Below are 23,330 nucleotides of genomic sequence, written 5' to 3'. Positions count from 1 at the left end.
TGCCGATCGCGCCGGCGGTGGGGCCGGACACCTTTCGGCGGGCGTTGAAGGCGGCCTCGCGTGAGCATCTGAAGGGTTCGATCACCGACCTCTTCCCGCATCTGCTGCGGCACGCGTGCGCGACCCACAACTATGAAGCGCCTGCCGATTGGCAGGAACGGCTCGATGAACTCCCATTCCTCGTCGGTGAGTTGCGCACGCTTCACACCAACGTCCTACCGGACCAGCACCCCGCCCGGGACCCAAAACCCGGATTTGATCACGACTGAAGACAGGCCCTAGAACGGGGGTCGGAGGTGGCGGGGCGGCGACGTCTGACGGTCGGGGAATGCGGCTATTGCGCGGACTGGGGATCCCTTTCCCGACACGGGTTGTGCGTGTTCTGCACACGCCTGCGGCTGTCGGCCCAAACGGGCTCCTACGGGCGGCGGGAGGGGGTCTGCCGCCGGTGTGGCTGGCCGCAGCCGGTGGCCATGGATGGGACTTGCCGGGGTGTCTTCTGGCCGTGCGGCTGGGCCAGGACGAGGAGTGGATGTGGGAGCGATCAACTGGCTCAACCCGATCCAGGTCCGTCGCTACAGCTCCGGCGCCCGGAGCTCGGGAGCGCCACCCCTGTGTGCTTGGCAAGATCGCCCGGCGCTCACCGATCGGGCGGGCACCCCCACCGCCCCACGCCGGCCACCGGCACAGCCCGCCATCATCCGAGCGAAAGATGCGGTAATGGGAGGATATGCATTTAGATCCCTCAATGGATTGAATTGCAGGGATGGGCCGAGGAACAGATCCCGGCCCTTGAGGGCGGCCAGGACCCCCACGGCCTCACGCACGTGGCGGTAGACGCTGCCGATGCTGAAGGCCGCGGCAAGCTGCGCATAGGTGGCACCGCAGCGCGGGTGGGCGAGCGCCAGGAGAGCCTGTCGGGGGAGAGGCTCCCGAGGAGAGCACCGCCACAGCTCTGCCCGCCTGGGTTGAAACCGGATCATCCAGTGGTCGTCGATACGCCACGCCCCCGGACGTTACCCGGCGATCCTTCGAGCTCGGCCCGCGAAGGCGGCTCGGCGCCTGCCCGTGTGCAGGTCAGGGCCGAAGCCCGGACGGCGTTGTCGAGAATGTCACGCAGCTGTGCCCCCGACAGCTCCTCGATCAGGCCCGGCGTCACCCGCATGCCGGCGTGCAGCCTGGCCAGGAGCGCGGACATGAAGGAGTCGCCGGCGCCGACGGTATCGACGATCTCCACCTGCCGCCCCGGTAGCCGCACCGATTCGGCCGCCGTCATGCCGAGGCATCCATCGGGGCCCATCGTCACCACCAGCAGGCTCGGGCCGAGGCTCAGCCAGCGCCGGGCGACGCTGCTCACCGGCTCTCCCGGATACAGCCAGGACAGGTCGGCACGGCTCACCTTGACCACGTCGCTCAGGCCGATCCAACGATGCAACCGCTCCCGGAAGTTCTCGGGGTCCAGGATCAGCGACGGGCGCACGTTGGGGTCCAGCGAGATGACGCGGCGGCCGTGCTCGCGCTGCATGAGGGCTTCGAGCGTCGACGCGCCCGGTTCCAGCACCAGCGAGAAGGAGCCGAAGTGGATCGAGTTGACTTCGGGGGGGAACTCGGTCGGCAGATCCTTGATCCGCAGCATGCGGTCAGCGGTGCTCTCGACGTAGAAGGAGTACTCCGGCTCTTCGTGCGCTGTCACGTGGACGAACGCCAGCGCCGTACGCTCGGGTCCCTCGCTCAGATAGGTCGGGTGGACGCCTTCGGCCAGCAGTCGCTCCCTGAGGAGCCGGCCGAAGAAATCCTGCGAGAGACGGCCGAGGAAGGCGGCCGGAACCCCGAGACGTGCGACGCCGACCGCCACGTTGAAGGGCGAGCCGCCAGGATGGGGGACGTAGGCCTCCGCACCGTCGCACACGGTGGGCGTGAGGTCCACCAGCGCCTCGCCGCAGATGACGATCACAGGGAAGCCTCCTCATGGCCGGGTCGCGGGGCGTCACCGCTGTGCGGTCTAGACGGGCCTCGGCCGGGTGGTGGGCGGGGTCGTCTTCGGCTGAACGTCGGCCCGGCGGCGCAGCGAGCTCTCGATGTCCTCCAGGCTGCGGCCCTTGGTCTCCGGCATGCGCCGGTAGAGGTAGATGAAGCCGAGGATGCCGAAGACCGCGTACAGCCAGAAGAGGCCGGTGGCGGTCAGCAGGGTGATCATGGTGAGCACGGTCAGTGAGATCAGGAAGTCGAGACCCCAGTGCGTCACCGTCCCGAATCCGGCGGCCTTGCCTCGGACGGCGGTGGGAAAGATCTCGCTGTTGATCAGCCAGATGCCGAGACCGAGGCTCGCGGCGAAGCCGGCGATGTAGATGCACAGGGCGAGAACGGTCAGCAGGCCGACCACTCCCCCCTGGCTCGGCAACAGGTACAGCGCACCCAGGAAGATCAGGTCCAGCACCACCAGGGCCGTGCCGCCCAGGAGCAGCGGCCGCCGGCCGAGCCGGTCAACCAGTGCGAGCGCGGTGAACGTCACGATCACGTTGACCAGGCCGATGCCCACCGTGGACAGAATCGCCGCGCTGGCTCCGAAGCCTGACCGGGTGAGCAGCGTCGGCGTGTAGTAGATGATCGCATTCACGCCCACCAGCTGATTGGTCGCGGCCACGGCCACCCCGAGCAGGATCGCGGGCCGCAACGTGGGAGTGAGCAAGTCCCGGGAGGTCAAGTGGCTCTCCGCCTCGGCCAGGGCCTGGATCTCGGCGATCTCCTCGTCGGTCTCCCCGGCCGAGCGGGAGCGGAGCATGATCTGTCGCGCCTCGGCCTCGCGGCCACGCGCCAGCAGCCAGCGGGGGCTCTCGGCCAGGCCCAGAAGACCGATGAGCATCACCACGGACGGCACGACGGCCAGGCCCAGCATCCAGCGCCAGCCCTTGCTGTCCGCGAAGGCGTAGCCGACCATGTACGACACGAGGATCCCGACCGTGATCATCAGCTGCTGCAGCGAGACGAGCCGGCCCCGGATCGCCTTCGGTGCCATCTCCGCGATATAGGTCGGCACTACCAGCGACGCCGTCCCGATGGCGATCCCGAGGAAGAAGCGGGCCACGATCAGGATGGTCGAGTTCGGCGTGAACCCCGAGACCAGGGCACCGGCGCCGAACACGACCGCGGCGATCATCATCATGCGACGTCGACCGATCCAGTCCACGAGCGGGCCGGCAGTGAGCACTCCCACGATCGCACCCAGCAGGAGGGAGGCGACCACCACCTGCTGCAGCGCATCGGAGAGATGGAAGGCAGGGGCCAGGTAGAGCAGGGCGGTGGAGATCACGCCCGTGTCGTACCCGAAAAGGAAGCCACCGATCGCCGCTATCAGCGCGGGTCCCAGGATCGGCCAGACCGACCTGGCATGCGCCTCCGCACCGCTGGTGCTCTGTGCAGGAACGTTGTCACTCATGGGTCACCTCTGAAGGCGCACGGGCCTACCCGGAATGAGTGTCCATATTTGACCTGTAAGTGAAGTTTCCGCGCGCTTTCTGCCGACTGTCAAGGATGCGACCCGGGCTGCACGAACGGCACCCGCTCCACCACCGTCCTCGCCCTCCACCTCGCCACATCAGCCTGAGGTTGGAAAACGCTCGGTATCTGACACAAGCGTGCTCATGGATGCAAGGTGTTCCGAAGGCGCGTGCACAAGTTCCGATGGAGACCTTCTGATGTTGCTCCGGTTTGGTGGACACCTACCCGCTTGGGGACACTGGCGTGGGATGTCTGTGGCAAGGCAGTTGGAGCCGACCTTCGTTCCGCCCCGGAACGGTGGGGGTGCCTGTCCGTCGCCGGGACCCGCGCATCCGGTCCGTACCGGCATAGGCCGTGCTCACGGGGGTCGTTTCGCTGAGAGGACGTTGGTGGGGGCGGGTGCGCGGGTCCGCGGGCAGTGCGGCTATCCGACCTTCTGGAAGGTCCAGGCCTGGTATGCGGGCCCGTACTCGGGAGCCAGTGCGATGCGGGGCGGGAAGACCCGCAGCAGGCTCATCCCGAGTCGCATCGGGGTGTTCGGGACGCCGATGATGAAGCTGTCGGGCCTGTCGCCGGGGGTGAGGTGCCAGTCGCGGGCCTCGGGCAGCAGGATGGACAGCTCGTGCATGTCCGGGTCGCCGTCGTAGCTCACGTGCAGGTCGCGGGGTGTGCTGATGGTGTGGGCGCCGTTGCCGGTGCTCTGCACCTTCCAGTCCTGCCCGGGACCCCCGCTGTCTGGCAGGAGCATCAGCAGCCCTCCGGCACGAGAGTCCGGCCCAGTGAGAAACTGCTCGGGGGTGAAGGAGATCCGATAGAGGCCGTCGGCCAGGTCTGCCATGTCTGCTCCGCTTCTGTGGTGTCAGGTGCCGGACGGCACCTGTAGGGGTGAGCGAACCAGACCCGCATCCTGACGGGCCGGCGACACGGGCACCCGGTACCCGAAAGCGCCTTGACGGCCGATCGGCGATGGCGGGGGGGACTCGACAACACGACCTTCGCTCCGGCCCTGAATAGCCCTGGTCACGGGCCCCGGCGGCGGCCGGGGGCTTAGCGCACGATCTGACTGGCTATTCCTCACCCCCGGCAAATGAGCTGGCTACGGCGACAGGCGGTCAGTAGTGGCCGTGCCGTCGCCGGGTGACGCGCCTCAGTCCTGACTGCCTCCCGTAGTCGTGGACATCGACCTCGCCGCCCTGCGGGTGCCTCCCGTAGTCGTGAACAACTGCTGACGCGAGTCGTGAACAGAGCCAAGCCATCTCCGGCGCGGCCGCTTGGTTGGCGAAATGGGGTGAACACCAGGGCCGTGAGCCTCCCCGTGGCGCGGGACAGGGAAAGCCTGGTTGCGGCACATGGTGAGCTGGTAGAGGTGAGGACGAATGCAAGCGGAGAGGCCGTCAGGGAAGGAACTGCCTGAGGCTCCCAGAAGCTGTGCCACGGCCGCGCACTCACCCAGGGATCCGGAGGGGTGGGACGATCTGTTCTTCTGTCCCCTCGATGGTGCCACCGTTCGGTTCGTGCGCCCTGCCGACACCGATCGCCCCTCCTGGGGCGCGTATGACGCCGAGAAGTATCTCGGTACAGTGCACGCGCAACGCGACGTGACAGACGGAGATAACGGCACGCGACTTCGGTGGGGGTGGCTCCGGCAGCGCGGGGCGTCGGGGTGGAGCGGTGAGTGATGCATCGTCGGAAGCGTGAGAGAGGTCCGGGCCCGGTCCGCCCTCCGCCTCGGCGGAGGGCGGACCGGGCCGGGGACCGTCACGGGTGGGGGTGCGGGCTGTCGTCCGGCGCGCGGCGGGGAGGCGTTGGCCGGCTCTGCCCCCGTGTCAGGCGCACCCTGCCGGTACCGCCCGTGACGCGTCGTCGATGAGCGCGTCGTGGGCCGCCTTCAGGCGCCGCACGTCGGGCTTGATCACCTTGCGGTCGTATGTCATCAGGCCGTTGAGCTCGCCCTCGACGTCCGAGATCTGCGTGTACACCGCGCCGTTGCTGCCGCGGCAGGCCAGCGCGTGCACCTCGGTCAGTTTCTGCAGGTAGTCGTCGGTGTAGGTAGTGGGATCGACGTCGACGTACGACTGCTGCACCGACCAGGCGTGGCCCGGTACCGCGAGGCCCAGACCGCCGTACTCGCCGCTGACCAGGGCCCGTTGGCCGTCCGGGTGCGGCGGCAGGGCCGGGCTCGGATAGCCGTGCTCGTCCATGATGTCGCCGGCGCCGCCGTCGGCCCCGAGGTTGAGGCCGGACATGTTGTTGACCAGCCGGGTGGGGTCCCAGGACTTGGCCTGCGAGGCGACGCGGCCGATGTCGTACTGGCCCCAGCCCTCGTTGAAGACGACCCACATGACGACCGCCGGGCTGCTGATGTGCTCGTCGATCATCTGCTTCATCTCGCGCTCGTACTCGGCACGGGCGGCGGTGCTCGGGTTGACGCCCGCCGTCATCGCCGGCATGTCCTGCCACACCAGCAGGCCGAGCCGGTCGGCCCAGTAGAACCAGCGGTCGGGCTCGACCTTGATGTGCTTGCGGACGGCGTTGAAGCCCATCTTCTTGTGCATCTTCAGGTCGTAGGCGAGCGCCTCGTCGCTCGGCGCGGTGTGCAGGCCGTCCGGCCAGAAGCCCTGGTCGAGGGTGGCCATCATGAAGACCGGCTTGCCGTTGAGGACCGTGCGCGGGACGCCGTTCACCTTCTGTACCGCGATGGAGCGTATGCCGAAGTAGCTGCCGACGCGGTCGTCGCCGACGTTCACCTTCAGGTCGTACAGGAACGGGTCGTCGGGTGACCAGGGACGGGCGTGCGGGATCTTCAGGGTGACGGGTTCGCCGGTGCGGCCGGTGGCGGTGGCGACTCGGCGCCTGCCGTCGTACGCGGCCGCGGTGATGGGGACTCCGTCGCGCACGCCCTGCGGCTCGACGGTGAGCGTACCCGTGTCGACGTGCGGGGTCAGCTTCAGCTGGTCGACGTGGTCGGCCGCGACGGGCTCCATCCACACGGTTTGCCAGATGCCGGAGGACGGGGTGTACCAGATGCCGCTGGGGTCGAGGCGCTGCTTGCCGCGCGGCGGGTTCTCGCCGTTTGCGGCGTCCGTCGGGTCGTAAACGCCGACGATCAGCTCCTGGGTGCGGCCGGGCTTGAGGGCGTCGGTGATGTCGGCGCTGAACTTGTCGTAGCCGCCTTTGTGTTCGGCGACCTTGGTGCCGTTGACGTAGACCTCGGCCTGCCAGTCGACGGCGCCGAAGTTCAGCTGCAGCCGCCTGTGGTCACCGATCTTCCAGCCGGAGGGGACGGTGAAGGTGCGGCGGTACCACATCCGGTCCTCGTGCCGTTCGATGCCCGAGAGCTGGGACTCGACGGGGTAGGGGACGAGGATCCGCTCGCCGAGGTTACGGCCCACGGGTGGCTGCTCGCCCTCCTTTGCCGCGGCGAACTGCCAGCTGCCGTTGAGGTTCTGCCAGGCGTCGCGGGTGAGCTGGGGCCTCGGGTACTCGCGGTGGGCGTTGGCCGGGGTGACGTCGTCGGCCCACTTGGTGCGCAGCTCGTAGGTGGAGTGGTTGGCGCCGCTGCTCCAGAACGCGCTGACAACGTTGCCGTCCTTGCCGATCAGGCCGCCCTGGCCGTCGTAGCGGACGTCCGCCAGGCCGAGCGCGGTGCCGGTCTTCTTGCCGACGACGGGTTCCTTCAGCGAGACGAGCAGGGACTTGGGGTCGGCCGGGTTCAGGTGGGCGGTGCCCAGCGGCCAGGTGGCTCCGCCTATGACGGCGTCGAGGTGGTCGGTGAGCCGGGCGTCGGGCCTGTCGAGCGCCTGGGCGAAGTCGAGTCGGAGAGTACGGCCGTCCCGGAGGACGGTGGTGGCGATGGCGCCGTCGTAGTCGTACCCCTCGGGCAGCAGGAACGCCGACTGCGGTACGGCGGTCTTGGTCCCGCCGGGCGGGGTCCAGCGCAGGTGGAGGTTGGAGCCTCCGTAGTGCTCGAAGTACTCGACCTTGATGTCGTAGGCCTTGCCGGCGGTCAACTCGAGCGGGGCGCCGGTCTGTTCTCGGTCCCAGTCGTCGACCCAGTGGTCGATGACGAGTTTGTTGTCGACCCAGAGGCGGAATCCGTTGTCGCCGATGATCGAGAAGGTGGTCGGGCCCGTCTTCTCCGGCACGATGCGGCCGGTCCAGCGGACGCTGACGTCGTCCGACTGCCCGGTGGCCGAGTTCAGGCGGGACTCGAGGGAGTCGAAGTCGAGCTGCGGGTCGAATCCGGTGGCCTTGAGCTGGGCGAAGTCGAAGGCTCCCGGGGCCGATTGGGTGTAGTACTCGCCCTTGAGGCCGTGGACCTCGACGGGGTCGTCGGCGGCCGTCGCGGTCGGCGACGCGGTCAGCCCGGCGAGGCCCAGCGCGGCCGCGAGCAGTAGGGACAGGTGGTGTCTGAGTGGTCTGATGCGCACGGATCCTCCTTGGCTGAGGAAGGGTGGCGGCTCACTGCTTCAGTCTGTACAACGTTGGAAGCACGGCAGTTGGCATGAGAGCACGGCTCCAGGCCGCTGTCCAGGGTCATGACAAGGCTCCGGCTTCCGGAGCTCCCATCGATGCCGAGGAGATCCCTTGCGGGTCAGCCTGAAGGACGTGGCCGAACGGGCCGGCGTCTCGATCAAGACCGTGTCCAACGTCGTAAACAACTATCCGCACGTCACACCAGCGATGCGGGCTCGCGTGCAGGAGGCCATCGACGAACTGGGCTACCGGCCGAACCTGACCGCGCGGCACCTGCGCAAGGGCCGCACGGGCATCATCGCGCTGGCCGTTCCCGAACTCGGCAACCCGTACTTCGCCGAGCTGGCTACCGCGGTGATCGACGCGGCCGCCGAGCACGAGTTCACGGTCCTGCTCGACCACACCCGCGGCAGGCGGGAGCAGGAAGTGCTGGTCAGCCAGGGCTTCCGGGGCCGCGTCATCGACGGGCTCATCCTCAGCCCGCTGGAGCTGGAGGCCGAGGACCTGCAGGGGCGGTCCGACGACGTGCCGCTGGTCCTGCTCGGCGAGCGGGAGTACGACGCTCCGCACGACCACATCGCCATCGACAACGTGGCCGCCGCACGCGCCGCGGTACGCCACCTGCTCGGCCGGGGCCGCACCCGCATCGCCTACCTCGGCGCCCGGACGGACTCCGCCAACCGCCCCGCCCACCTGCGCCTCGCCGGCTGGCGCGAGGAGCTGTCCGCGGCGGGGGTGCCGGCGCCGGACGACCTGGTGGTACCGGTCGGCGGCTGGGACCGGCACGACGGTGCCCGGGCCATGGCCCAGCTGCTCGACTCGGGCGTGCGCCCCGATGCCGTGTTCGCGTTCAACGACCTGATCGCGATCGGGGCGATGCGGGTGCTGCACGAGCGCGGTCTGCGGGTGCCGTGGGACGTCGCCGTGGTGGGTTTCGACGACATCGCCGAGGGCCGCTTCGGCGCCGTGTCGCTGACCACGATTGCACCGGACAAGCAGGCCATCGCACGGATGGCGGTGGCCTCGCTGCTGCGCAGTCTTTCGGGGCGCGGCGAGCCGGGCGGACGCGAACTCACCGCGGAATTCCGGCTGGTGGAGCGGGAGAGCACGCTGGGGCGACGGTGATGGCGGCCCGGACCCGCCCCGACGCGATCTCGGCCGGGAGGGTTTACAGCACCCTTCCAACGATGTAAAAACCTCCCCTGAACGACGTGCAAGCCGAGTTGACCGCAAGAGCCGTCCTTCCCCCGGTGAGCGCTCTCAGCGCGCCGGGGCCACGCCGTTTGGGGACTCCCATGAAGCCCAGCGCACCACCGCGTCGCACCTCCGCACGGACACTGCTCGCCACCGGCCTCGTCACGAGCCTGGCGCTCATGACCGGATGCACCAAGTCCGAAGACAGCTCCGGTAACGACAAGGCCGCCTCGCAGCAGCAGGACTCCGGCCAGGTCGTCGCCTCACCGAGCGGCGGATCCGGACCGATCTGCACCATCGACGCCTACGGCGGCAAGAAGCTGGACCTGAAGTCCGCCACCGTCGGCTTCTCCCAGTCCGAGAAGGAGGCCAACCCCTTCCGCATCGCCGAGACGGCGTCCATCAAGGCCGAGGCCCAGAAGCGGGGCGTCAAACTCCTCACCGCCAACGCCCAGTCGCAGTTCTCCAAGCAGATCAGCGACGTCCAGGACCTCATTGCCAAGGGCGCCGACCTGCTGGTCGTCGCACCGCTCAACTCGGACGGCTGGGAACCGGTGCTGCGCACCGCGGCTGCCAAGCACATCCCCATCGTGACCATCGACCGCAAGATCAACGCCAGTGCCTGCAAGGACTATGTGAGCTTCATCGGCTCCGACTTCGTCGAGCAGGGCAAGCGCGCCGCCGACCAGATGATCGCGGCGACCGGCGGCAAGGGCGAGATCGCCATCCTGCTCGGCGCGGCCGGCAACAACGTCACCACCGAACGCACCAAGGGCTTCGAGGACCGCATCAAGGAGATGGCACCCGGCCTGAAGATCGTCTTCCGGCAGACCGGCGACTTCGCCCGCGAGAAGGGCCAGTCGGTCACCGAGAACCTGATCCAGTCCAAGCCGGGGATCAAGGGGATCTACGCCGAGAACGACGAGATGGGACTCGGCGCCGTCAACGCCCTCAAGGGAGCGGGCAAGAAGCCCGGCGACGTGAAGATCGTGACGATCGACGGCACGCGCAACGCCGTGCAGGCCATCGTGGACGGCTGGATCGACGGCGTGATCGAGTCCAACCCGCGTTTCGGGCCGCTGGCCTTCCAGACCCTGGACACCTTCACCCAGGGCCAGAAGGTGGCGCAGGACATCGTCATCCAGGACAGCTCCTACACCAAGAGCAACGCCAAGTCCGACCTGGGCAAGGCCTACTGAGATGCTCACGGTCACCGGACTGTGCAAGACCTTCCCCGGCGTACGGGCGCTGTCCGACGTGGACTTCACCGCCCGCGCCGGGAAGGTGCACGCCCTGGTCGGCGAGAACGGCGCGGGCAAGTCCACGCTGATCAAGGTACTCACCGGCGTCCACCAGCCCGACGCCGGTGAGGTGACCTACGACGGCACCCCGGTCCGCTTCGCCACACCCCTGCAGGCGCAGCAGGCGGGCATCTCCACCATCTACCAGGAGGTCAACCTCGTCCCGCTGATGAGCGTGGCCCGCAACCTCTTCCTCGGCCGCGAGCGCCGCGGCCGGCTGGGTCTGATCGACTTCCGCCGGATGCACCAGGAGGCGGACGAGACCCTGCGGAGCCTCGGCATCCGGGTCGACGTACGCCGTCCGCTGCGCGAACTCGGCGTCGGCGCACAGCAGATGGTCGCGCTCGCGCGGGCCGTGGCGATCGACGCCCGGGTCGTGGTCATGGACGAACCCACCTCGTCGCTCGAACCCCGCGAGGTGCGCACGCTGTTCGAGGTGATCCGCACCCTGCGCGAGCGCGGCATCGCGGTGATCTACGTCAGCCACCGCATGGACGAGCTGTACGAGATCTGCGATGCGGTCACCGTGCTGCGCGACGGCCGGGTGGTGCACACCGGGCGGCTCGCCGATCTCGACCGGCTGCGGCTGGTGGCGCTGATGCTCGGGCGGGAGATCGGCGAGGTGCGCCAGGAAGGCCTGACGAAATTCACCGGGTCTCACGACGCGGCGGCCGAACCGGTACTTCAGGCACAGGGGTTGACGGCCCGTCATCAGCTGCGCGACGTGTCGCTGTCCCTCCGTCCCGGCGAGGTGGTCGGCCTGGGCGGACTGCTCGGCTCCGGGCGCAGCGAGACCGCGAAGGCCATCGCGGGAGCCCTGCCCGTCGACGGCGGCCGGGTCGTCGTGGCCGGTGTGCCGGTGCGCGGAGGATCCACCGCGGCGGCGATCCGGGCCGGCATCAGCCTGCTGCCCGAGGACCGCAAGACCGAGGGGATCGTGCCGGGCCTGTCGGTGCGGGAGAACATCGCGCTCGCCGCGCTGCCGGGGCTGTCGCGCTTCGGCCTGGTCGACGACGCCCGCATCGACCGGATCGTCGACACCTTCATGAAGCAGCTGCGCATCAAGGCCGCCGGGCCCCATCAGAAGGTCGGCGAACTGTCCGGCGGCAACCAGCAGAAGGTGCTGCTGGCCCGGTGGCTCGCCCTGCACCCCAAGGTGCTGCTCCTGGACGAGCCGACACGTGGCATCGACGTGGGCGCCAAGGCGGAGGTGCAGGCACTCGTCGACGAACTGGCCGACGACGGCCTCGCTGTCCTGCTGATCTCCTCCGACACCGAGGAACTGATCGAGGGCAGCGACCGCGTGGTCGTCCTCAAGGACGGTGCGGTGGTGCGCGAGCTGACCGGCGACGCCGTCACCGAGGACGAGCTGATGCGCGCGATCGCCGCTGTACCCGCTGGAGGGCACGATGACTGACCTCACCCTCGTCCGCGGCACGGTGGACCGCGACCGGGTGCTGCGCCTGCTGCAGAACTACGGTGTCTACGGCGGTGTCCTGGTCCTGCTGCTGTTCAACTTCGCCTTCACCCCGCACTTCGCCTCCGCCGAGAACTTCCGCACCCAGGCCGTACAGGTCGCCCCCGTGCTGATCGTCGCCCTCGGCATGGCGCTCGCGATCGGCACCGAGGGGGTCGACCTCTCGGTGGGCTCGGTCATGGCCCTGTCCACCTCGCTGCTGTCGCTGTACCTGGGGTACGGCCCCTGGATCGCCACGCTGATCGCGGTCGTCGGCGGCATCGTGGTCGGCGTCGCGGGCGGGGCGCTGATCGCCTTCGTGGGCGTGCAGCCGATCGTCGCCACGCTCGCCCTGATGGTCGCCGCCCGTGGCCTCGCCCTGGTGCTGCTCCCGCAGCTCAAGGACGTCCACGACCCCCGCATGGCGGCCCTCGGATCCGGTGACGTGCTGGGCGTCCCCTACCTCGTCGTGATCGCCGCCGCGCTCGCCCTGCTCGTGGCATTCGTCGTGCGGCGTTCCACGTTCGGCCGGCAACTGCTGGCCATCGGCGACAGCCGGCCGGCGGCCCGCCTCGCGGGACTGCCCGTCCGCCGGGTCCTCGTCGTGGTCTACGTCTGCTCCGGCGCGCTGGCTGCGGTCGCGGGCGTGCTGGCCACCGCCCGGCTGACCGCGAGCGACCCCACCTCGCTGGGCACGCTGATGGAGCTGTCCGCCATCACCGCGGTGGTCGTCGGGGGCACCCCGCTCAGCGGCGGAAGGGTCCGTATCGGCGGCACGGTCGCGGGCGCCGTACTGATCCAACTCCTCACCACCACCCTCATCAAGCACGACCTGCCGCCGTCGTGGACGCAGATCGCGCAGGCCGTGGTGATCGTGGGTGCCGTCTACGCGGCACGCGAACGGGGGAAGCGATGACCACGGACACCGGGGAAGCCAGCATGCGGACCGAAACCGCCACCGCCACCGCCACCGACGACGACCCGCCGGGCGCGAGTCGCTCGGAACGCCTCAGCGCGCTCGCCCAGCAGCACGGCGCCCTGGTCACCCTCGTGATCGCCATGGTGGTCGCGTCGCTGAGCTTCGACACCTTCCTGACCGGCGACAACCTCGAGAACATGGCACTGTCGTCGGCCTTCCTCGCCGTCGTCGCCCTCGGTATGACCTTCGTCATCGTCACCGGCGGGATCGACCTGTCGGTCGGCTCGCTGTTCGCCCTGGGCGGCGTCCTCGCCGCGTGGGGCTCGCAGTACGGCACCGCGGTGGCACTGCTGCTGCCCCTGGCGGTGTGCGGGCTCGTCGGACTGGTCAACGGGCTGCTGATCGCCCGCTCCGGGCTGGCCCCGTTCATCGTCACCCTGGCCGCGATGCTCGGCGCCCGGGGCGTCCTTCTCGCGCTCACCGACGAGGGGTCACGGACGTACCTCGTGGACAAGGGCTCGTTCTTCGCGAAACTCGGGCAGGGCTCACTGCTCGGGATCGGCGTATCGGTGTGGATCACGCTTGTGCTGTTCGTGCTGGGCGCCGTGGTCCTCAGGCGCACCCGCTTCGGCCAGTACGTGTACGCGGTCGGCGGCAACGAGGACGCGGCCGATCTGATGGGCGCGCCCGTGGCCCGGACCAAGGTCGCCGTCTACACCCTGTCGGGACTGTGCGCTGGTCTCGCCGGTGCTCTCAACGCGGCGTGGCTCGTGTCGGGGGTGACGATCCTCGGCGCAGGCATGGAACTCGAAGCGATCTCGGCGGTCGTCATCGGCGGCACCCTGCTCACCGGCGGCTTCGGCTTCATCAGCGGCTCGCTCGTCGGCGTGGCGCTGCTGAAGGTGATCCAGAACGTCATCAACCAGATCGGCTCCCTGGACTCCGCCTACCAACAGGTGGTCAGCGGCGCCTTTCTGGCGGTCGTGGTCGTCGCGCAGACCTGGCTCGGCCGCCGCCAGCGCGTGCTGTGAACAGCGCGCGGCGTCCCGACGGGCGCCGCGTGAAGCGGCAGACAGTCGCCCACATCATCCACGGCGCCTGGGGCGTCGAAGCCCCAGGAGCTCTTTCCGTGGGCGGTGCGGACGGTGCGGCCGACGGCCTCGTCCTCGACCGAGACGCGGGTACGACGGGCCACCTGAGTCACGACTGCGTCCAACTCCTGCTGGTAGGCGGGGCGTTCGGTGGGGCGGTAGTCCTTGTAGTGGACGGGATTCATAGTGATGCCTCCTGTGTCGTCATGGCTCTCCGCAGACGCTAGCCCGCAATTAGATTGTGCTCAATCTAACGGGCTGTGGTGAATCGCACGCGGCAGGGAAGCAACCCCCTCGCCGGGCAGAGCCGCTCGGCCGGTGTGCTCGTTCCATGTGGGCCGCCTCGTGCCGGCGACGCCGTCACCGAGGAAGACGGGGAAGCACCGCTGGGCCGTCGGCCGGCACCTGAGGTGCGCGACCACCCGGGCCGCGCGCCACTGCGGCGGCGCGTGGACCTTCTCGAACGAAAGCGCCGCACCCACGGGGGAGGCGGGACGGGGCAGGAGAGCAGTTGATGGCGGGGCGTCGCGAAAGCCCATGGGATCCGAGTGCGGGGCCGGTGCAGCTGATGGCGCACGCCCGGCTGGAGGCCTGGCGCCGGCGCAGAGGCCGGGCCCTCACGCTGCGGGCCTACGCGGTAGTCGGCGGCCTGCATGGTGCCATCGGTTGGACCGCAGAGGAAGCCTACGCCCGCCTCACCCCGGCACAGGCCGACCTCGCCCGCCGGATCCTGCTGCGCCTCATCACAGCCGGGGAGGGGTCCCCCGATACCCGACGCCCTGTGGCAAGGGGGGAGTTCGACTTCGGCGCTCCGGCCGACACGGCGACGGTCTTGGAACGCCTTGCCCGTGCCCGCCTGCTCACGCTCGACCAGGACACCGTCGAGCGCTGCGGCCGACACGGCGACGGTCTTGGAACGCCTTGCCCGTGCCCGCCTGCTCACGCTCGACCAGGACACCGTCGACCTTGCCCCATGAGGCTCTGATCAGCGGTTGGCCCCGGTTGCGCGGCTGGACCGACTCCGATCGCGAACGTGTGCGCACCCACCGGCGGCTGACCGAGGCGGCGCGGGCCTGGGAGGTGTGGGAGTGCAACCCTGGCGGGCTGTACCGAGGCGCACGGCTGGCAGCCGTGGAAGAGAGCCGAGCGAGGCGACCTGAGTGCGTTGGAAGGGGTGTTCCTGGCGGCGAGTCTCCAGGCACGCGATGACGAACAGCGGGCGGCTGCGCGCGCGACTCGCCGCCTGTGGTCACGTGTTGCCGGTCTGACCGTCCTGGTGTTCGCGGCCTGCGCCTGCGTCGGGTGGCCTGGAGGCGCCCCCCAGGCCACCCGACCCTCAGGTCAGAGGGTGAAGCCCTCGAACTTCACCTCCGGCCTGCAGACGCTGAAGACGCCGCTCGCGCCGTTGGCCTTGGTCACCTGCACCGTGCGGGCCACGTCCTTGGGCAGTGCGATCTGAACCTTGGACGCCTGGACGGCACATACCTCACGGCCCGACGGGCTGCCGTCGAAGTTCAGGTCCGTGTAGAGAACGGTGGCCGTAGCCGTGGCACCGGGCTTGAGGTCGACGGCGTCGGTGCCGCCGCGTGAGTTGTCGGCTTCGATCGGGTCGGCCTTGTTCTGGTCGTCCTTGGCGGTCAAGGACGAGGCACCGACGATGGTGCACGTCCTGCCCGAGATGTTGGTGATCTTGATGGTGGCGGCGGCCGGCTCCGACTCGCTGGCGTGCGTGGCGGAGGCGACGAACTGCGCCTTGGTGGTCTTGGTCGTGCAGGCAGCCACCGTGCCGCCGCCCGTGCCGCCGGTGCCCGTGCCGCGCTTGCCGCTCTTGCCGCCGGTGGTCGAACCCTTGGCAGTGGAGGCGGCAGCGCCGGTAGCTGACTTGGCGGCCTCGCCGCTCACCGCGGTGCCCGGCGAGGCCGAGGTGGTGCTGTCGTTGGTGCTCGCGGCCTTGTCGCCGTTGTTGGAGCTGCAGGCGGTGAGACCCAAACCCGCCACCATGACGACAGCTGCCGTGGCGGTGATGGTGCGAAGTCGCATCGGTATGTTCCCCTGTGTTCGTCGACCGGCGCGGACTCCCGTACCGCGTCCCATCGTTCGGTACGACGTGGTCACGTCGCACGGGAGAGGACGGTCGCTGCCCCCACCGGGATGCCTGAGCCGTCCGTGAGCCATCACACAGCGGTTCTGTGGAACTGCCGACGCATCGTCGGGCGCGGGCTGGGCAGCGTTCTGCGACGGCGTGGCCGACGTGGCGTTGCAGCTGAGCAGGAAGACGTCCGCGACCGTGTCCACGTCGACGCCCGGCAGGTGTCGCAGACGGGGAAAAGCACGTTCGTGGCATCGGCTCGAGTGGTGACCGTCATCCCTCGATGCCGTGGGTCTGTACGGTCAACGGTGGATCTTCGAACGGAAGTGACACCTGTAGCTGAGCAGGGCGATCTTCAGCTGCGTCACGAGCGGATCTCCCGCCAGGTGGTGGGGCGGCGTTCGTCGAGGTGGCGCAGGATGCAGCGAGCGCGATCTCTCTCGCCGGCGATGTCGACCTCGGCGACGGCCAGGCCGGGCTTGGCGCAGGTGCGGGCGAGGATGTCGCCGCCGGGTCCGACGACCTTGGACTGGCCGAGGAAGCGCATGCCGCCCATCGTGCCGGTCTGGTTGGAGGAGGCGAGGACGACCTGTTTCTCGGCGGCATGGGCCTGGTCATACAGGTGGAAGAGCTTGGCTTGGCGGTCCTGGGCCGGGCCGACAGGCGGGCGAGGATCTCGGCACCGTCCACGGCCAGCGACCTTGCCGATCCGGCAAAAGTCTTGTCGCAGTCGATGAGCATGCTGATGCGTCCGACGGGGGTGTCGAAGGCGTCGAAGCGGTCACCGGGCACGTACGCGGCGACCTCGCCGGGCGAGAGGGGGACCTTGCGGTGGCGACCGAGCACGCCGTCGCCGCTGACGCAGACGGCCACGTTGTAGCGCTCGGTGCCGCCGTCCTCACAGTAGCCGACGATACGCTCACTGCCCCTGGCGTCCTCGGAGTTGCCAGGGGCGGAGCCGGTGACTGCTCCTTCGCCGCCGAATACGGGGACGCGGTCGGCTGCACGGAGGCCGGGCTGAACGCCGCCTCGTGCGGTGGAGCGGAAGCGGTCAACTTCCTTCTCGCTTCCTGGCATCCGCCACCGGGTCCTCGCGGACCGCCTTCGCCAGGCGCCCGACGGCGACGCCTGCGGTGCTCGCGCGGATCTGCCCGGCACGCACGGCCGTTGGGAAGGACCTGCGTGCTCGATGCTGGCCACCGAGGTCGAGGAACCGCACTGGGACTGAGGCGGACGGCACCCGCCGGTGGTCTGGCTGGGCAGCGCCCGATGTCTGAACTTGTGTACAGTGGTCCTACCGACGCGGGGTGGAGCAGCTCGGTAGCTCGCTGGGCTCATAACCCAGAGGTCGCAGGTTCAAATCCTGTCCCCGCTACGAGAAGGAGGGGCTCGGCGATTGCCGAGCCCCTCCGCATGATTCCCACTGCGTTTCGGGCCGCAGTTCTGTTTCCTGCCACCCCTGCACCGAGTACGCAAGCTCCTCGGCAGCGTCGGCGGGCAATCCCGCGCGGGCGGCGAGACCGGGCCGCTGACATCAAGTCGGTTGCTGGCTCGGCGTGACCCAGCTGTCGAAGTCCCAGGTCAGTGCGATGGCCCGGCACCTGGACGAGCAGGTCGCCGCGTTCCAACCGGCCGCTGGACCAGGGTCCCTACGCGTTCGTCCGGGTCGACGCACTGACCCGGAAGGTCCGCGAGGGCGGCCGGATCATCAACGTCCACGCGCTGATCGCGGTCGGCGTCAACGCGGACGGGCACCGCGAGATCCTCGGCCTCGACGTGGCCACCGCTGAGGACGGGGCCGGCTGGCTGGCGTTCTTGCGCTCGCTGATCGCCCGCGGCCTGTCCGGGGTCCAGCTGGTCGTCTCCGACGCGCACACTGGCCTGGTGGCCGCGATCGGCGCGGTCCTGCCCGGCGCACCGAGTGCCTGGGGCTCGAGCTGGAGCGGGTGCGCTTCGACCTCGGCGACTCGGACATGCCCGCCGCACCCCAGGCGGGTGGCTCCGGACTCACCATCGCCCTCGGCAACGCCATCCACCACGCGTGCAGGCAACGCGTCAAGAATTTCGTCGACTTCGCCGGCAAGGACAACGACTCCCCGCTCCACGGCGCCTCGGCCGATACGGTGCAGGTCGCGGGCGGCCGTATCCACCTGGTCGGGCGGCCCGACCAGGGCGAGGCGTACACCGACATCCTCCGCCGCCACGGCCTCACGGAGCTGACGGCCAAAGGCTACAGCACCCCGGCGTCACCGGAGGCGTTGGGGATGGCGCTCTCCGGTGCGTTCGGCGCGAAGTTCGTCGAGGTGCGCCGTGGACGCAGACCTGGGGCTCGTACGCGTCGCGCGTGTCGTGTCCGCGATCGACGGCGGCCGCATCCTCAACGAGAAGACCGGCCGGAGCCAGATCGTCGGCGGAACCGTCGGCGGCATCGGCCAGGCCCTCCTCGAGGACACCATCACGGACGCCCCGTCCGGCCGCATCGCCAACGGCACCTTCGGTGACTACCTCATCCCCGTCAACGCCGATATCCCGGACATGGACGTCGTGTTCGTGGGCGAGCCCGACCGCGCCGGCGCGACCGGAACCAAGGGGATCGGCGAAGTGGGTCTGGTGGGCATCGCCGCCGCGGTCGCCAACGCGGTCTACCACGCCACCGGCAAACGCATCCGGTCCCTGCCGATCACGCTCGACTCATTGCTGTGAGGTGACCACCGCTCGGCCCGGTTCGCGCTGCCTGCGAAGGACAGGGGTGCGCAGTCGCCACAGGGGTCCGCGTCGGTGGATCTCGGCGAGGATCATGGTGCCTTCAGTGATGCTGGGTGGCCTGGATGAGGGCGCGCCGCTGCTGGCCGGGCCGCGGTGATGTGGAGGGCGCCGATGTCGCCGAAGGGGCGATAGCCGTCGGTGGCGGCGGCGATGACGACTTTGCGGGCCGAGGGCGGCAGCGTGGCGAGGTCGGTGCTGATGGTCTGTTCGGTGGGGCCGTCGCTGAGCAGCTTGACGGTTCCGCCGGCGTTTTCCGGAGCCCCGTAGACAACTGCCCGTAGGGGGCGATTTCCGGAGGTCTCCCAGTTGCATACAGCCGGCCTGGGCAGAGCGCCAGGGGATCCGCCAGGTCGACCGGGACGGGCTTGGTGCTGTGGGCCGAGAGACGCCGATGCGTACGGCGGCGACTTCGCCCACGGCGACTGCAAAGGCCAGTGCGCCGATGACGAGTACGCCGCCGGGATCGCCTTCAACACACGGCTGGGCAGTACTGCGGGTCCCGCCGACCTGCTCTGCCGCAGGATGTCCTGACAGGGGAAGCCACGGGGCAGGTCGAAGCCGGCTCCCCGTAGGCAGGGCCCCGGGTGACAGGGAAGCGCTGCCCCTCGGCCCTGCCGTGCGTGGCCCTGGCGCCGTCAGCCGTGGTGAGTTCGGGCCCGGGTAGCGGCGGGACTCGGGGCGGAGCGTCGTGGCGCAAGTGGGTCGCGGGCGGGCTGGCCATGCGGGGGTGCCACAAGGTGTACGGTCCGTGTCCTGCCACGACAATGGATGCGTGGCACGTGAAGACGGCTCCGGGGTCCATCGAGGATCCGAGAGCCCCGGGCACTATGGCGAGCGGGTATTCCGTCCGCAGGACGCGGGTGAGTCGGAGCGGATCGACCTCGGGGCGACCGTCTACGACGCCACGACGATCGCGCGGTTGCGGCAGCTGGGTGCCGGGCCGGGCTGGCGTTGTCTGGACGTGGGTGCCGGAACCGGAACGGTGGCACGCTTGCTTCTGCGCGAGGCGGGTGTCACCGAGGTTGTGGCGGTGGACCGGGACATCCGGTTCCTCGCATCCGAGCCCGTCGCGGGATTGACCGCGCTCGAGGCCGATGTGGCCTCCGATCGCTTTGAGCCGGGTCTCTTCGATCTCGTCCACGCCAGGTTCGTGCTGATGCACCTGCCGTCTCCCGCTCGGATGGTCGAGCGTCTCGCCGGGCTGCTCGCACCGGGAGGCGTACTCGTGCTGAGCGACGCGGTGGACCTGACGACCGATGACGCCCCGGACACCCCGTACACGGTCGCCATGCGGGCGATGTGGCAGGGGCTGCGCGAGACGATCGGCACCGACGTCTCGTGGGTACCGCGCTGTCCCCAGCTGATGCTTGCGGCCGGGCTGGAATCCGTGGCCGCCGAAATCCATGTCCCGCCCCTGGTGCCGGGCAGCCCCATCAGCCGGTTCTGGGCCCGGACATGGGACCGGGCGCGTGCCGCGATGGTGGGGACGGGCATGGTGGACGACGCCGGGATCGACGAAGCGGAACGCTGGCTGGACTCTCCGACATGCGCCGGACTGTCTCCCGGAATGCTGACTGCTTGGGGCTGGAAACCGGCAAAGCCACGATGACCGGGCGGCTGGATATGCACCCGCCGCCGGCAGGCCACGTCCGTCAGGTCGGCGCCGCCTCTACGCCGGCGGGTACCGCCACATCACCGGACCGGCGCGCAGGGTGACACACAAGGAGTAGCCACCACCAAGGGCTGTCCGATGGGGTGCAGTGAATCGCCGGACACACCCTGGTCATTCGCGCGCAGCCCCCGGTCGGCGCACGACCGGGCTTGGTCTTCCTCAGCTCAGGTAGGCCACCTGGAGCACGGTGATCGTCTTGAGGGTGTAGCCGATGAGGAGTACGGCGAAGGCCTCCTCGGTGACGATCATCCGCATGATGCCGCGTCCTCGCCGTAGGGCTCCGTCACTCCGAGAGGGTCGTGGCAGGCGGCGGCGAGTACAAGGGTGAGGGCTTCGTTGGCGGCCTGGGGCATCGCCTCGTGGACGGCTTCGGCGGCCGAGTCGTACTTGAGGCGGTAGGTCACGCACTGCTCCCAAAGCATATTGATCGTCTACGTGGCAGTGGCGGTCCACGCGGGAGGAGTAGCGGGCCGACGACACTGCGTATCGAGCAATCTGGGAATCAGGCGGCGCCGCGGGCGCGGATGCGGTCAGCCTCGGAGAGGACGCGGTCCGTCACGTCGGTCCACGCGCCTGTCGGGTCTTCGCCGCGCGCCTCAGCCTCCGCGAGGTCCCGGCCGCGCTGTACGGCGGTGACGGTGTCGAGTTCCTGTGGGTGCGTCACTTCGATTCCCTGACCGTGCCGTTCTACCAGGCGTTCGCGGACGACGACGGCAAGACAGCGCGGAACGCGGACCTGTTCTTCGGCCCCGGCGAGGTCATCGGCTTTGGCGAGCGGCAGGCGGACGCGCAGACCCTTCGCACCTCCATGGCGACACACGGCGTCAAGGAAGAGGAGTACGCGTGGTACGTGCGCATGCGTGAGGAACTTTCGATGCGGACCTCGGGCTTCGGCATGGGCGTTGCATCCGGGATATTCCGGTCGTGTCGCGGCTGAACGAGCCGTTGCAGTTCCCCTCGGCTGTGGTTCGGCCGTATGTCACGGCATGATGCCCCGGGAGGACGCGATGAATGACACGCCGGACCGGTCGACGACGGCTGGAGTTCGCGGCGGGCTGCCGCACTCCTCATCTGGCTCCGGTCCTGATCGCGCCTGGGCGCCACCGAGCGGAACTGACGAAATGTGGACTCTGGGTGACGAAATAATTACTGGCAACGGAGATTCGCGCCCTGAGTGGGCCTGGATCGTTTGTCCTCTATGTTCGCCTTCAGTGGATCACGAACGAAAGGACACTGTGATGGGGTACGTGGAGACCAACGACGGCACGCAGATCTACTACAAGGATTGGGGTCCGAAGAACGGAACGCCGGTCCTGCTCAGTCACGGATGGCCCCTGAACGCTGACGCCTGGGAAGCACAGGCGCTCTATCTCGCCGAGCACGGCTGCCGGGTGATCGCACACGACCGACGCGGTCACGGCCGTTCCTCGCAACCGTGGGACGGCAACGACATGGACACGTACGCCGATGACCTGGCCACACTGCTCGATCATCTCGACGTCACTGGTCTCACTCTGGCCGGCCATTCCACCGGTGGTGGCGAAGTGGCGCACTACGTCGGGCGGCACGGCAGCGCGCGGGTTGCCAAGCTCGTCCTGGTCTCGGCCGTACCGCCGATGATGGTTCGTACCGACGACAACCCCGAGGGACTGCCTGTCGAAGTGTTCGACGGCATCCGCGACGGTGAGCGCAAGGGTCGTGGGCAGCTTTATCGTGACCTCGCCGACGGTCCGTTCTTCGGCCACAACCGGCGCGGTGATGTCGCCCAAGGTATCCGTGACGGCTTCTGGCTCAACAGCATGCTTGCTGGTCACCGCGCAGCTTTCGAATGCATCGCCGCGTTCTCCGCGACGGACTTCCGTCCGGACCTGGAGGGGATTGACGTGCCCACGCTGGTCATCCACGGCGATGATGATCAGATTGTGCCGTTCGAGGTTGGCGGCAAGCGTTCGGCGCAGATGATCCAAGGCGCCCAGCTCAAGGTCTACGAGGGCGCGGCGCACGGCATCACCGATACCGAGAAGGAGCGTCTATCCCGAGACCTCCTCGACTTCGTCCAGAGTTAAGTGGGAAATTGCGCGAGCAGCGGGGAATCACCCGGCAGCATCCCGGGATCTGCGCCAGGCAACCGGCCACGGTGGCCCCGGGTGCGGCCCTTGGGCGGCCTCAGGCCCTGGCCGGCTTCGTCCTCGAAGCCAAGCCAGGCGCCCAAGTCCGCCGCTCTCTTTTTATGACGGGCCACTGCTCGTCCTTCCAGGCGGCGATCTTCGGCTCATCCCGCTCAGTGGCTTTGCGGGCCGGGACCTGCACGCTCCAGCCGATGCGGTGCAGCAGCAGGTCCAGCCCGGCCAGGGTGTAGTCGACCCCGAACCGGCGGCGCACCACCTCGGCGATCCGGGCCAGAGTCCAGCACTGGTCACTCCAGCCGCACGCGACCGGACCGGCCTCCAACACTGCCTCCAAAGTACGCAGTTGGCCGACGTCGAGCTTGCAGCCGGCGCCGCCAGGACCCTTGGAGGCCAGGGCCTGACGGCCCCCCGAAGCCAACGCCCGCCGCCAGCAGTTCGCCGACATCCGGGTCACCGGAACCGCCGGGCCACCTCCCGGTCACTGACTCCTGCCTCCATCAGATCGGCGGCCGCCAACCGGATCCGCTCGCGCCAAGCCCGCTCCTCAGCCGTCAGCCCGCCGCCATCGAGATACCTCATTCCTTTGGCATAGCGGGGCCCACGACAGACGTCACGACACGACGTAACCCGCCCCCTTAAGACGCCGTCTCATTTGGTGAGTCTGCGGTAGCAGATGAGGGTGCAGGTGATGGCGGTGAAGGCCAGGAAGTGTTCGGCCTTGCGTTCGTAGCGGCGGTGC

General features: G+C 69.1%; 21 protein-coding genes, 1 tRNA gene and 5 pseudogenes. 15 read left to right on the top strand and 12 right to left on the bottom strand.

The annotated features are described in order from the left end of the window. Nucleotides 1–17 precede the first annotated feature (17 nt). Nucleotides 18–269, top strand: coding sequence for a hypothetical protein (locus ABZV31_RS35645; RefSeq protein WP_355900996.1), 252 nt, complete (start codon nucleotides 18–20; stop codon nucleotides 267–269). Nucleotides 270–797: 528 nt separating this feature from the next. On the opposite strand, the pseudogene ABZV31_RS35640 reads toward ABZV31_RS35645, so the two are convergent. The 5 genes and pseudogenes from ABZV31_RS35640 to ABZV31_RS35620 form a co-directional block, all read right to left on the bottom strand. After that, nucleotides 798–920 (bottom strand): annotated as a pseudogene (locus tag ABZV31_RS35640) (IS5/IS1182 family transposase); the annotation flags it as partial. Nucleotides 921–979: 59 nt separating this feature from the next. Continuing rightward, the gene (locus ABZV31_RS35635) at nucleotides 980–1,954 is read right to left on the bottom strand and encodes a carbohydrate kinase (RefSeq protein ID WP_355900995.1); all 975 of its coding nucleotides are present in this window, start codon (nucleotides 1,952–1,954) and stop codon (nucleotides 980–982) included. Between the two features lie 48 nt (nucleotides 1,955–2,002). Next, nucleotides 2,003–3,436, bottom strand: a complete 1,434-nt coding sequence (locus tag ABZV31_RS35630) for a sugar porter family MFS transporter (RefSeq protein ID WP_355900994.1) — start codon at nucleotides 3,434–3,436, stop codon at nucleotides 2,003–2,005. Between the two features lie 486 nt (nucleotides 3,437–3,922). Continuing rightward, nucleotides 3,923–4,336, bottom strand: coding sequence for a hypothetical protein (locus tag ABZV31_RS35625; RefSeq protein ID WP_355900993.1), 414 nt, complete (start codon nucleotides 4,334–4,336; stop codon nucleotides 3,923–3,925). A gap of 988 nt (nucleotides 4,337–5,324) precedes the next feature. Next, nucleotides 5,325–7,928, bottom strand: coding sequence for a PA14 domain-containing protein (locus tag ABZV31_RS35620; RefSeq protein WP_355900992.1), 2,604 nt, complete (start codon nucleotides 7,926–7,928; stop codon nucleotides 5,325–5,327). Nucleotides 7,929–8,085: 157 nt separating this feature from the next. Here ABZV31_RS35620 and ABZV31_RS35615 point away from each other — a divergent pair, with 157 nt between their 5' ends. The 7 genes from ABZV31_RS35615 to ABZV31_RS35585 all read left to right on the top strand — a co-directional run bounded on the left by ABZV31_RS35615 (nucleotide 8,086) and on the right by ABZV31_RS35585 (nucleotide 15,144). After that, nucleotides 8,086–9,099, top strand: a complete 1,014-nt coding sequence (locus ABZV31_RS35615) for a LacI family DNA-binding transcriptional regulator (protein ID WP_355900991.1) — start codon at nucleotides 8,086–8,088, stop codon at nucleotides 9,097–9,099. Between the two features lie 170 nt (nucleotides 9,100–9,269). Further along, nucleotides 9,270–10,367, top strand: coding sequence for an ABC transporter substrate-binding protein (locus ABZV31_RS35610; protein ID WP_355900990.1), 1,098 nt, complete (start codon nucleotides 9,270–9,272; stop codon nucleotides 10,365–10,367). Between the two features lies 1 nt (nucleotide 10,368). Beyond that, entirely contained in the window at nucleotides 10,369–11,886 is a 1,518-nt protein-coding gene (locus tag ABZV31_RS35605) for a sugar ABC transporter ATP-binding protein (protein WP_355900989.1), read from the top strand. Further along, nucleotides 11,879–12,841, top strand: a complete 963-nt coding sequence (locus ABZV31_RS35600; RefSeq protein WP_355900988.1) for an ABC transporter permease — start codon at nucleotides 11,879–11,881, stop codon at nucleotides 12,839–12,841. Before ABZV31_RS35605 ends, ABZV31_RS35600 begins: the two co-directional genes overlap by 8 nt. Before the next feature lie 23 nt (nucleotides 12,842–12,864). Then, nucleotides 12,865–13,875: an ABC transporter permease gene (locus ABZV31_RS35595; protein WP_355900987.1), complete on the top strand. Its 1,011-nt coding sequence runs from the start codon at nucleotides 12,865–12,867 to the stop codon at nucleotides 13,873–13,875. A gap of 574 nt (nucleotides 13,876–14,449) precedes the next feature. Next, nucleotides 14,450–14,920: a hypothetical protein gene (locus ABZV31_RS35590; protein WP_355900986.1), complete on the top strand. Its 471-nt coding sequence runs from the start codon at nucleotides 14,450–14,452 to the stop codon at nucleotides 14,918–14,920. Continuing rightward, nucleotides 14,863–15,144 (top strand): hypothetical protein, encoded by a 282-nt coding sequence (locus ABZV31_RS35585; RefSeq protein WP_355900985.1) that lies wholly within the window; start codon nucleotides 14,863–14,865, stop codon nucleotides 15,142–15,144. The genes ABZV31_RS35590 and ABZV31_RS35585 overlap by 58 nt, the downstream gene beginning before the upstream one ends. 132 nt (nucleotides 15,145–15,276) lie before the next feature. Here ABZV31_RS35585 and ABZV31_RS35580 read toward each other — a convergent pair whose 3' ends face one another. The 3 genes and pseudogenes from ABZV31_RS35580 to ABZV31_RS35570 all read right to left on the bottom strand — a co-directional run. Beyond that, complete coding sequence (locus tag ABZV31_RS35580; RefSeq protein WP_355900984.1) at nucleotides 15,277–15,975, bottom strand: DUF4232 domain-containing protein; 699 nt, start codon at nucleotides 15,973–15,975, stop codon at nucleotides 15,277–15,279. 413 nt (nucleotides 15,976–16,388) lie between these two features. After that, nucleotides 16,389–16,646, bottom strand: a complete 258-nt coding sequence (locus ABZV31_RS35575; protein WP_355901003.1) for a nitrilase-related carbon-nitrogen hydrolase — start codon at nucleotides 16,644–16,646, stop codon at nucleotides 16,389–16,391. Between the two features lie 95 nt (nucleotides 16,647–16,741). Beyond that, nucleotides 16,742–17,101 (bottom strand): annotated as a pseudogene (locus tag ABZV31_RS35570) (hypothetical protein); the annotation flags it as partial. A gap of 224 nt (nucleotides 17,102–17,325) precedes the next feature. Between ABZV31_RS35570 and ABZV31_RS35565 the strand changes: the two are divergent. From ABZV31_RS35565 to ABZV31_RS35545, 5 genes and pseudogenes are all read left to right on the top strand, one after another. Beyond that, nucleotides 17,326–17,399, top strand: a tRNA-Met gene (locus tag ABZV31_RS35565). A gap of 175 nt (nucleotides 17,400–17,574) precedes the next feature. After that, nucleotides 17,575–17,941, top strand: a pseudogene (locus tag ABZV31_RS35560) (transposase); the annotation flags it as partial. Nucleotides 17,942–17,997: 56 nt separating this feature from the next. Continuing rightward, nucleotides 17,998–18,273 (top strand): annotated as a pseudogene (locus ABZV31_RS35555) (xanthine dehydrogenase family protein molybdopterin-binding subunit); the annotation flags it as partial. Nucleotides 18,274–18,334: 61 nt separating this feature from the next. Further along, the gene (locus ABZV31_RS35550; RefSeq protein ID WP_355900983.1) at nucleotides 18,335–18,727 is read left to right on the top strand and encodes a molybdopterin cofactor-binding domain-containing protein; all 393 of its coding nucleotides are present in this window, start codon (nucleotides 18,335–18,337) and stop codon (nucleotides 18,725–18,727) included. Nucleotides 18,728–19,562: 835 nt separating this feature from the next. After that, nucleotides 19,563–20,399 (top strand): methyltransferase domain-containing protein, encoded by an 837-nt coding sequence (locus ABZV31_RS35545; RefSeq protein WP_355900982.1) that lies wholly within the window; start codon nucleotides 19,563–19,565, stop codon nucleotides 20,397–20,399. Between the two features lie 308 nt (nucleotides 20,400–20,707). Here the strand turns inward: ABZV31_RS35545 and ABZV31_RS35540 are convergent, their stop codons facing one another. Then, a complete protein-coding gene (locus ABZV31_RS35540) occupies nucleotides 20,708–20,866 on the bottom strand; it encodes a hypothetical protein (protein WP_355900981.1) in 159 nt (52 codons plus the stop codon). Nucleotides 20,867–20,964: 98 nt separating this feature from the next. Next, nucleotides 20,965–21,126: a hypothetical protein gene (locus tag ABZV31_RS35535; protein WP_355900980.1), complete on the bottom strand. Its 162-nt coding sequence runs from the start codon at nucleotides 21,124–21,126 to the stop codon at nucleotides 20,965–20,967. 15 nt (nucleotides 21,127–21,141) lie between these two features. On the opposite strand from ABZV31_RS35535, the gene ABZV31_RS35530 reads away from it, so the two are divergent. Next, the gene (locus ABZV31_RS35530; protein WP_355900979.1) at nucleotides 21,142–21,399 is read left to right on the top strand and encodes an amino acid--tRNA ligase-related protein; all 258 of its coding nucleotides are present in this window, start codon (nucleotides 21,142–21,144) and stop codon (nucleotides 21,397–21,399) included. A 301-nt stretch (nucleotides 21,400–21,700) separates the two neighbouring features. After that, on the top strand, nucleotides 21,701–22,528 hold the full coding sequence (locus tag ABZV31_RS35525; RefSeq protein WP_355900978.1) for an alpha/beta hydrolase: 828 nt from the start codon (nucleotides 21,701–21,703) through the stop codon (nucleotides 22,526–22,528). A 100-nt stretch (nucleotides 22,529–22,628) separates the two neighbouring features. On the opposite strand, the gene ABZV31_RS35520 is transcribed toward ABZV31_RS35525, so the two are convergent. Together ABZV31_RS35520 and ABZV31_RS35515 are read right to left on the bottom strand one after the other, a co-directional pair. Continuing rightward, nucleotides 22,629–23,036: a winged helix-turn-helix domain-containing protein gene (locus ABZV31_RS35520; protein WP_355900977.1), complete on the bottom strand. Its 408-nt coding sequence runs from the start codon at nucleotides 23,034–23,036 to the stop codon at nucleotides 22,629–22,631. A gap of 203 nt (nucleotides 23,037–23,239) precedes the next feature. After that, nucleotides 23,240–23,330, bottom strand: a pseudogene (locus ABZV31_RS35515) (IS5/IS1182 family transposase); the annotation flags it as partial.

This window comes from Streptomyces sp. NPDC005202 (assembly GCF_040608235.1).
In the GTDB taxonomy this organism is placed as follows: Bacteria; Actinomycetota; Actinomycetes; order Streptomycetales; family Streptomycetaceae; genus Streptomyces.
This window is presented reverse-complemented; position numbering and strand designations above follow the sequence as displayed.

Excerpts from the sequence above, each read along its gene's own strand:
- ABZV31_RS35630 (WP_355900994.1), bottom strand. The coding sequence starts at position 3,436 with ATGAGTGACAACGTTCCTGCACAGAGCACCAGCGGTGCGGAGGCGCAT.
- ABZV31_RS35625 (WP_355900993.1), bottom strand. The coding sequence starts at position 4,336 with ATGGCAGACCTGGCCGACGGCCTCTATCGGATCTCCTTCACCCCCGAG.
- ABZV31_RS35610 (WP_355900990.1), top strand. The coding sequence starts at position 9,270 with ATGAAGCCCAGCGCACCACCGCGTCGCACCTCCGCACGGACACTGCTC.
- ABZV31_RS35605 (WP_355900989.1), top strand. The coding sequence starts at position 10,369 with ATGCTCACGGTCACCGGACTGTGCAAGACCTTCCCCGGCGTACGGGCG.
- ABZV31_RS35600 (WP_355900988.1), top strand. The coding sequence starts at position 11,879 with ATGACTGACCTCACCCTCGTCCGCGGCACGGTGGACCGCGACCGGGTG.
- ABZV31_RS35595 (WP_355900987.1), top strand. The coding sequence starts at position 12,865 with ATGCGGACCGAAACCGCCACCGCCACCGCCACCGACGACGACCCGCCG.
- ABZV31_RS35590 (WP_355900986.1), top strand. The coding sequence starts at position 14,450 with ATGGCGGGGCGTCGCGAAAGCCCATGGGATCCGAGTGCGGGGCCGGTG.
- ABZV31_RS35580 (WP_355900984.1), bottom strand. The coding sequence starts at position 15,975 with ATGCGACTTCGCACCATCACCGCCACGGCAGCTGTCGTCATGGTGGCG.
- ABZV31_RS35525 (WP_355900978.1), top strand. The coding sequence starts at position 21,701 with ATGGGGTACGTGGAGACCAACGACGGCACGCAGATCTACTACAAGGAT.
- ABZV31_RS35520 (WP_355900977.1), bottom strand. The coding sequence starts at position 23,036 with ATGTCGGCGAACTGCTGGCGGCGGGCGTTGGCTTCGGGGGGCCGTCAG.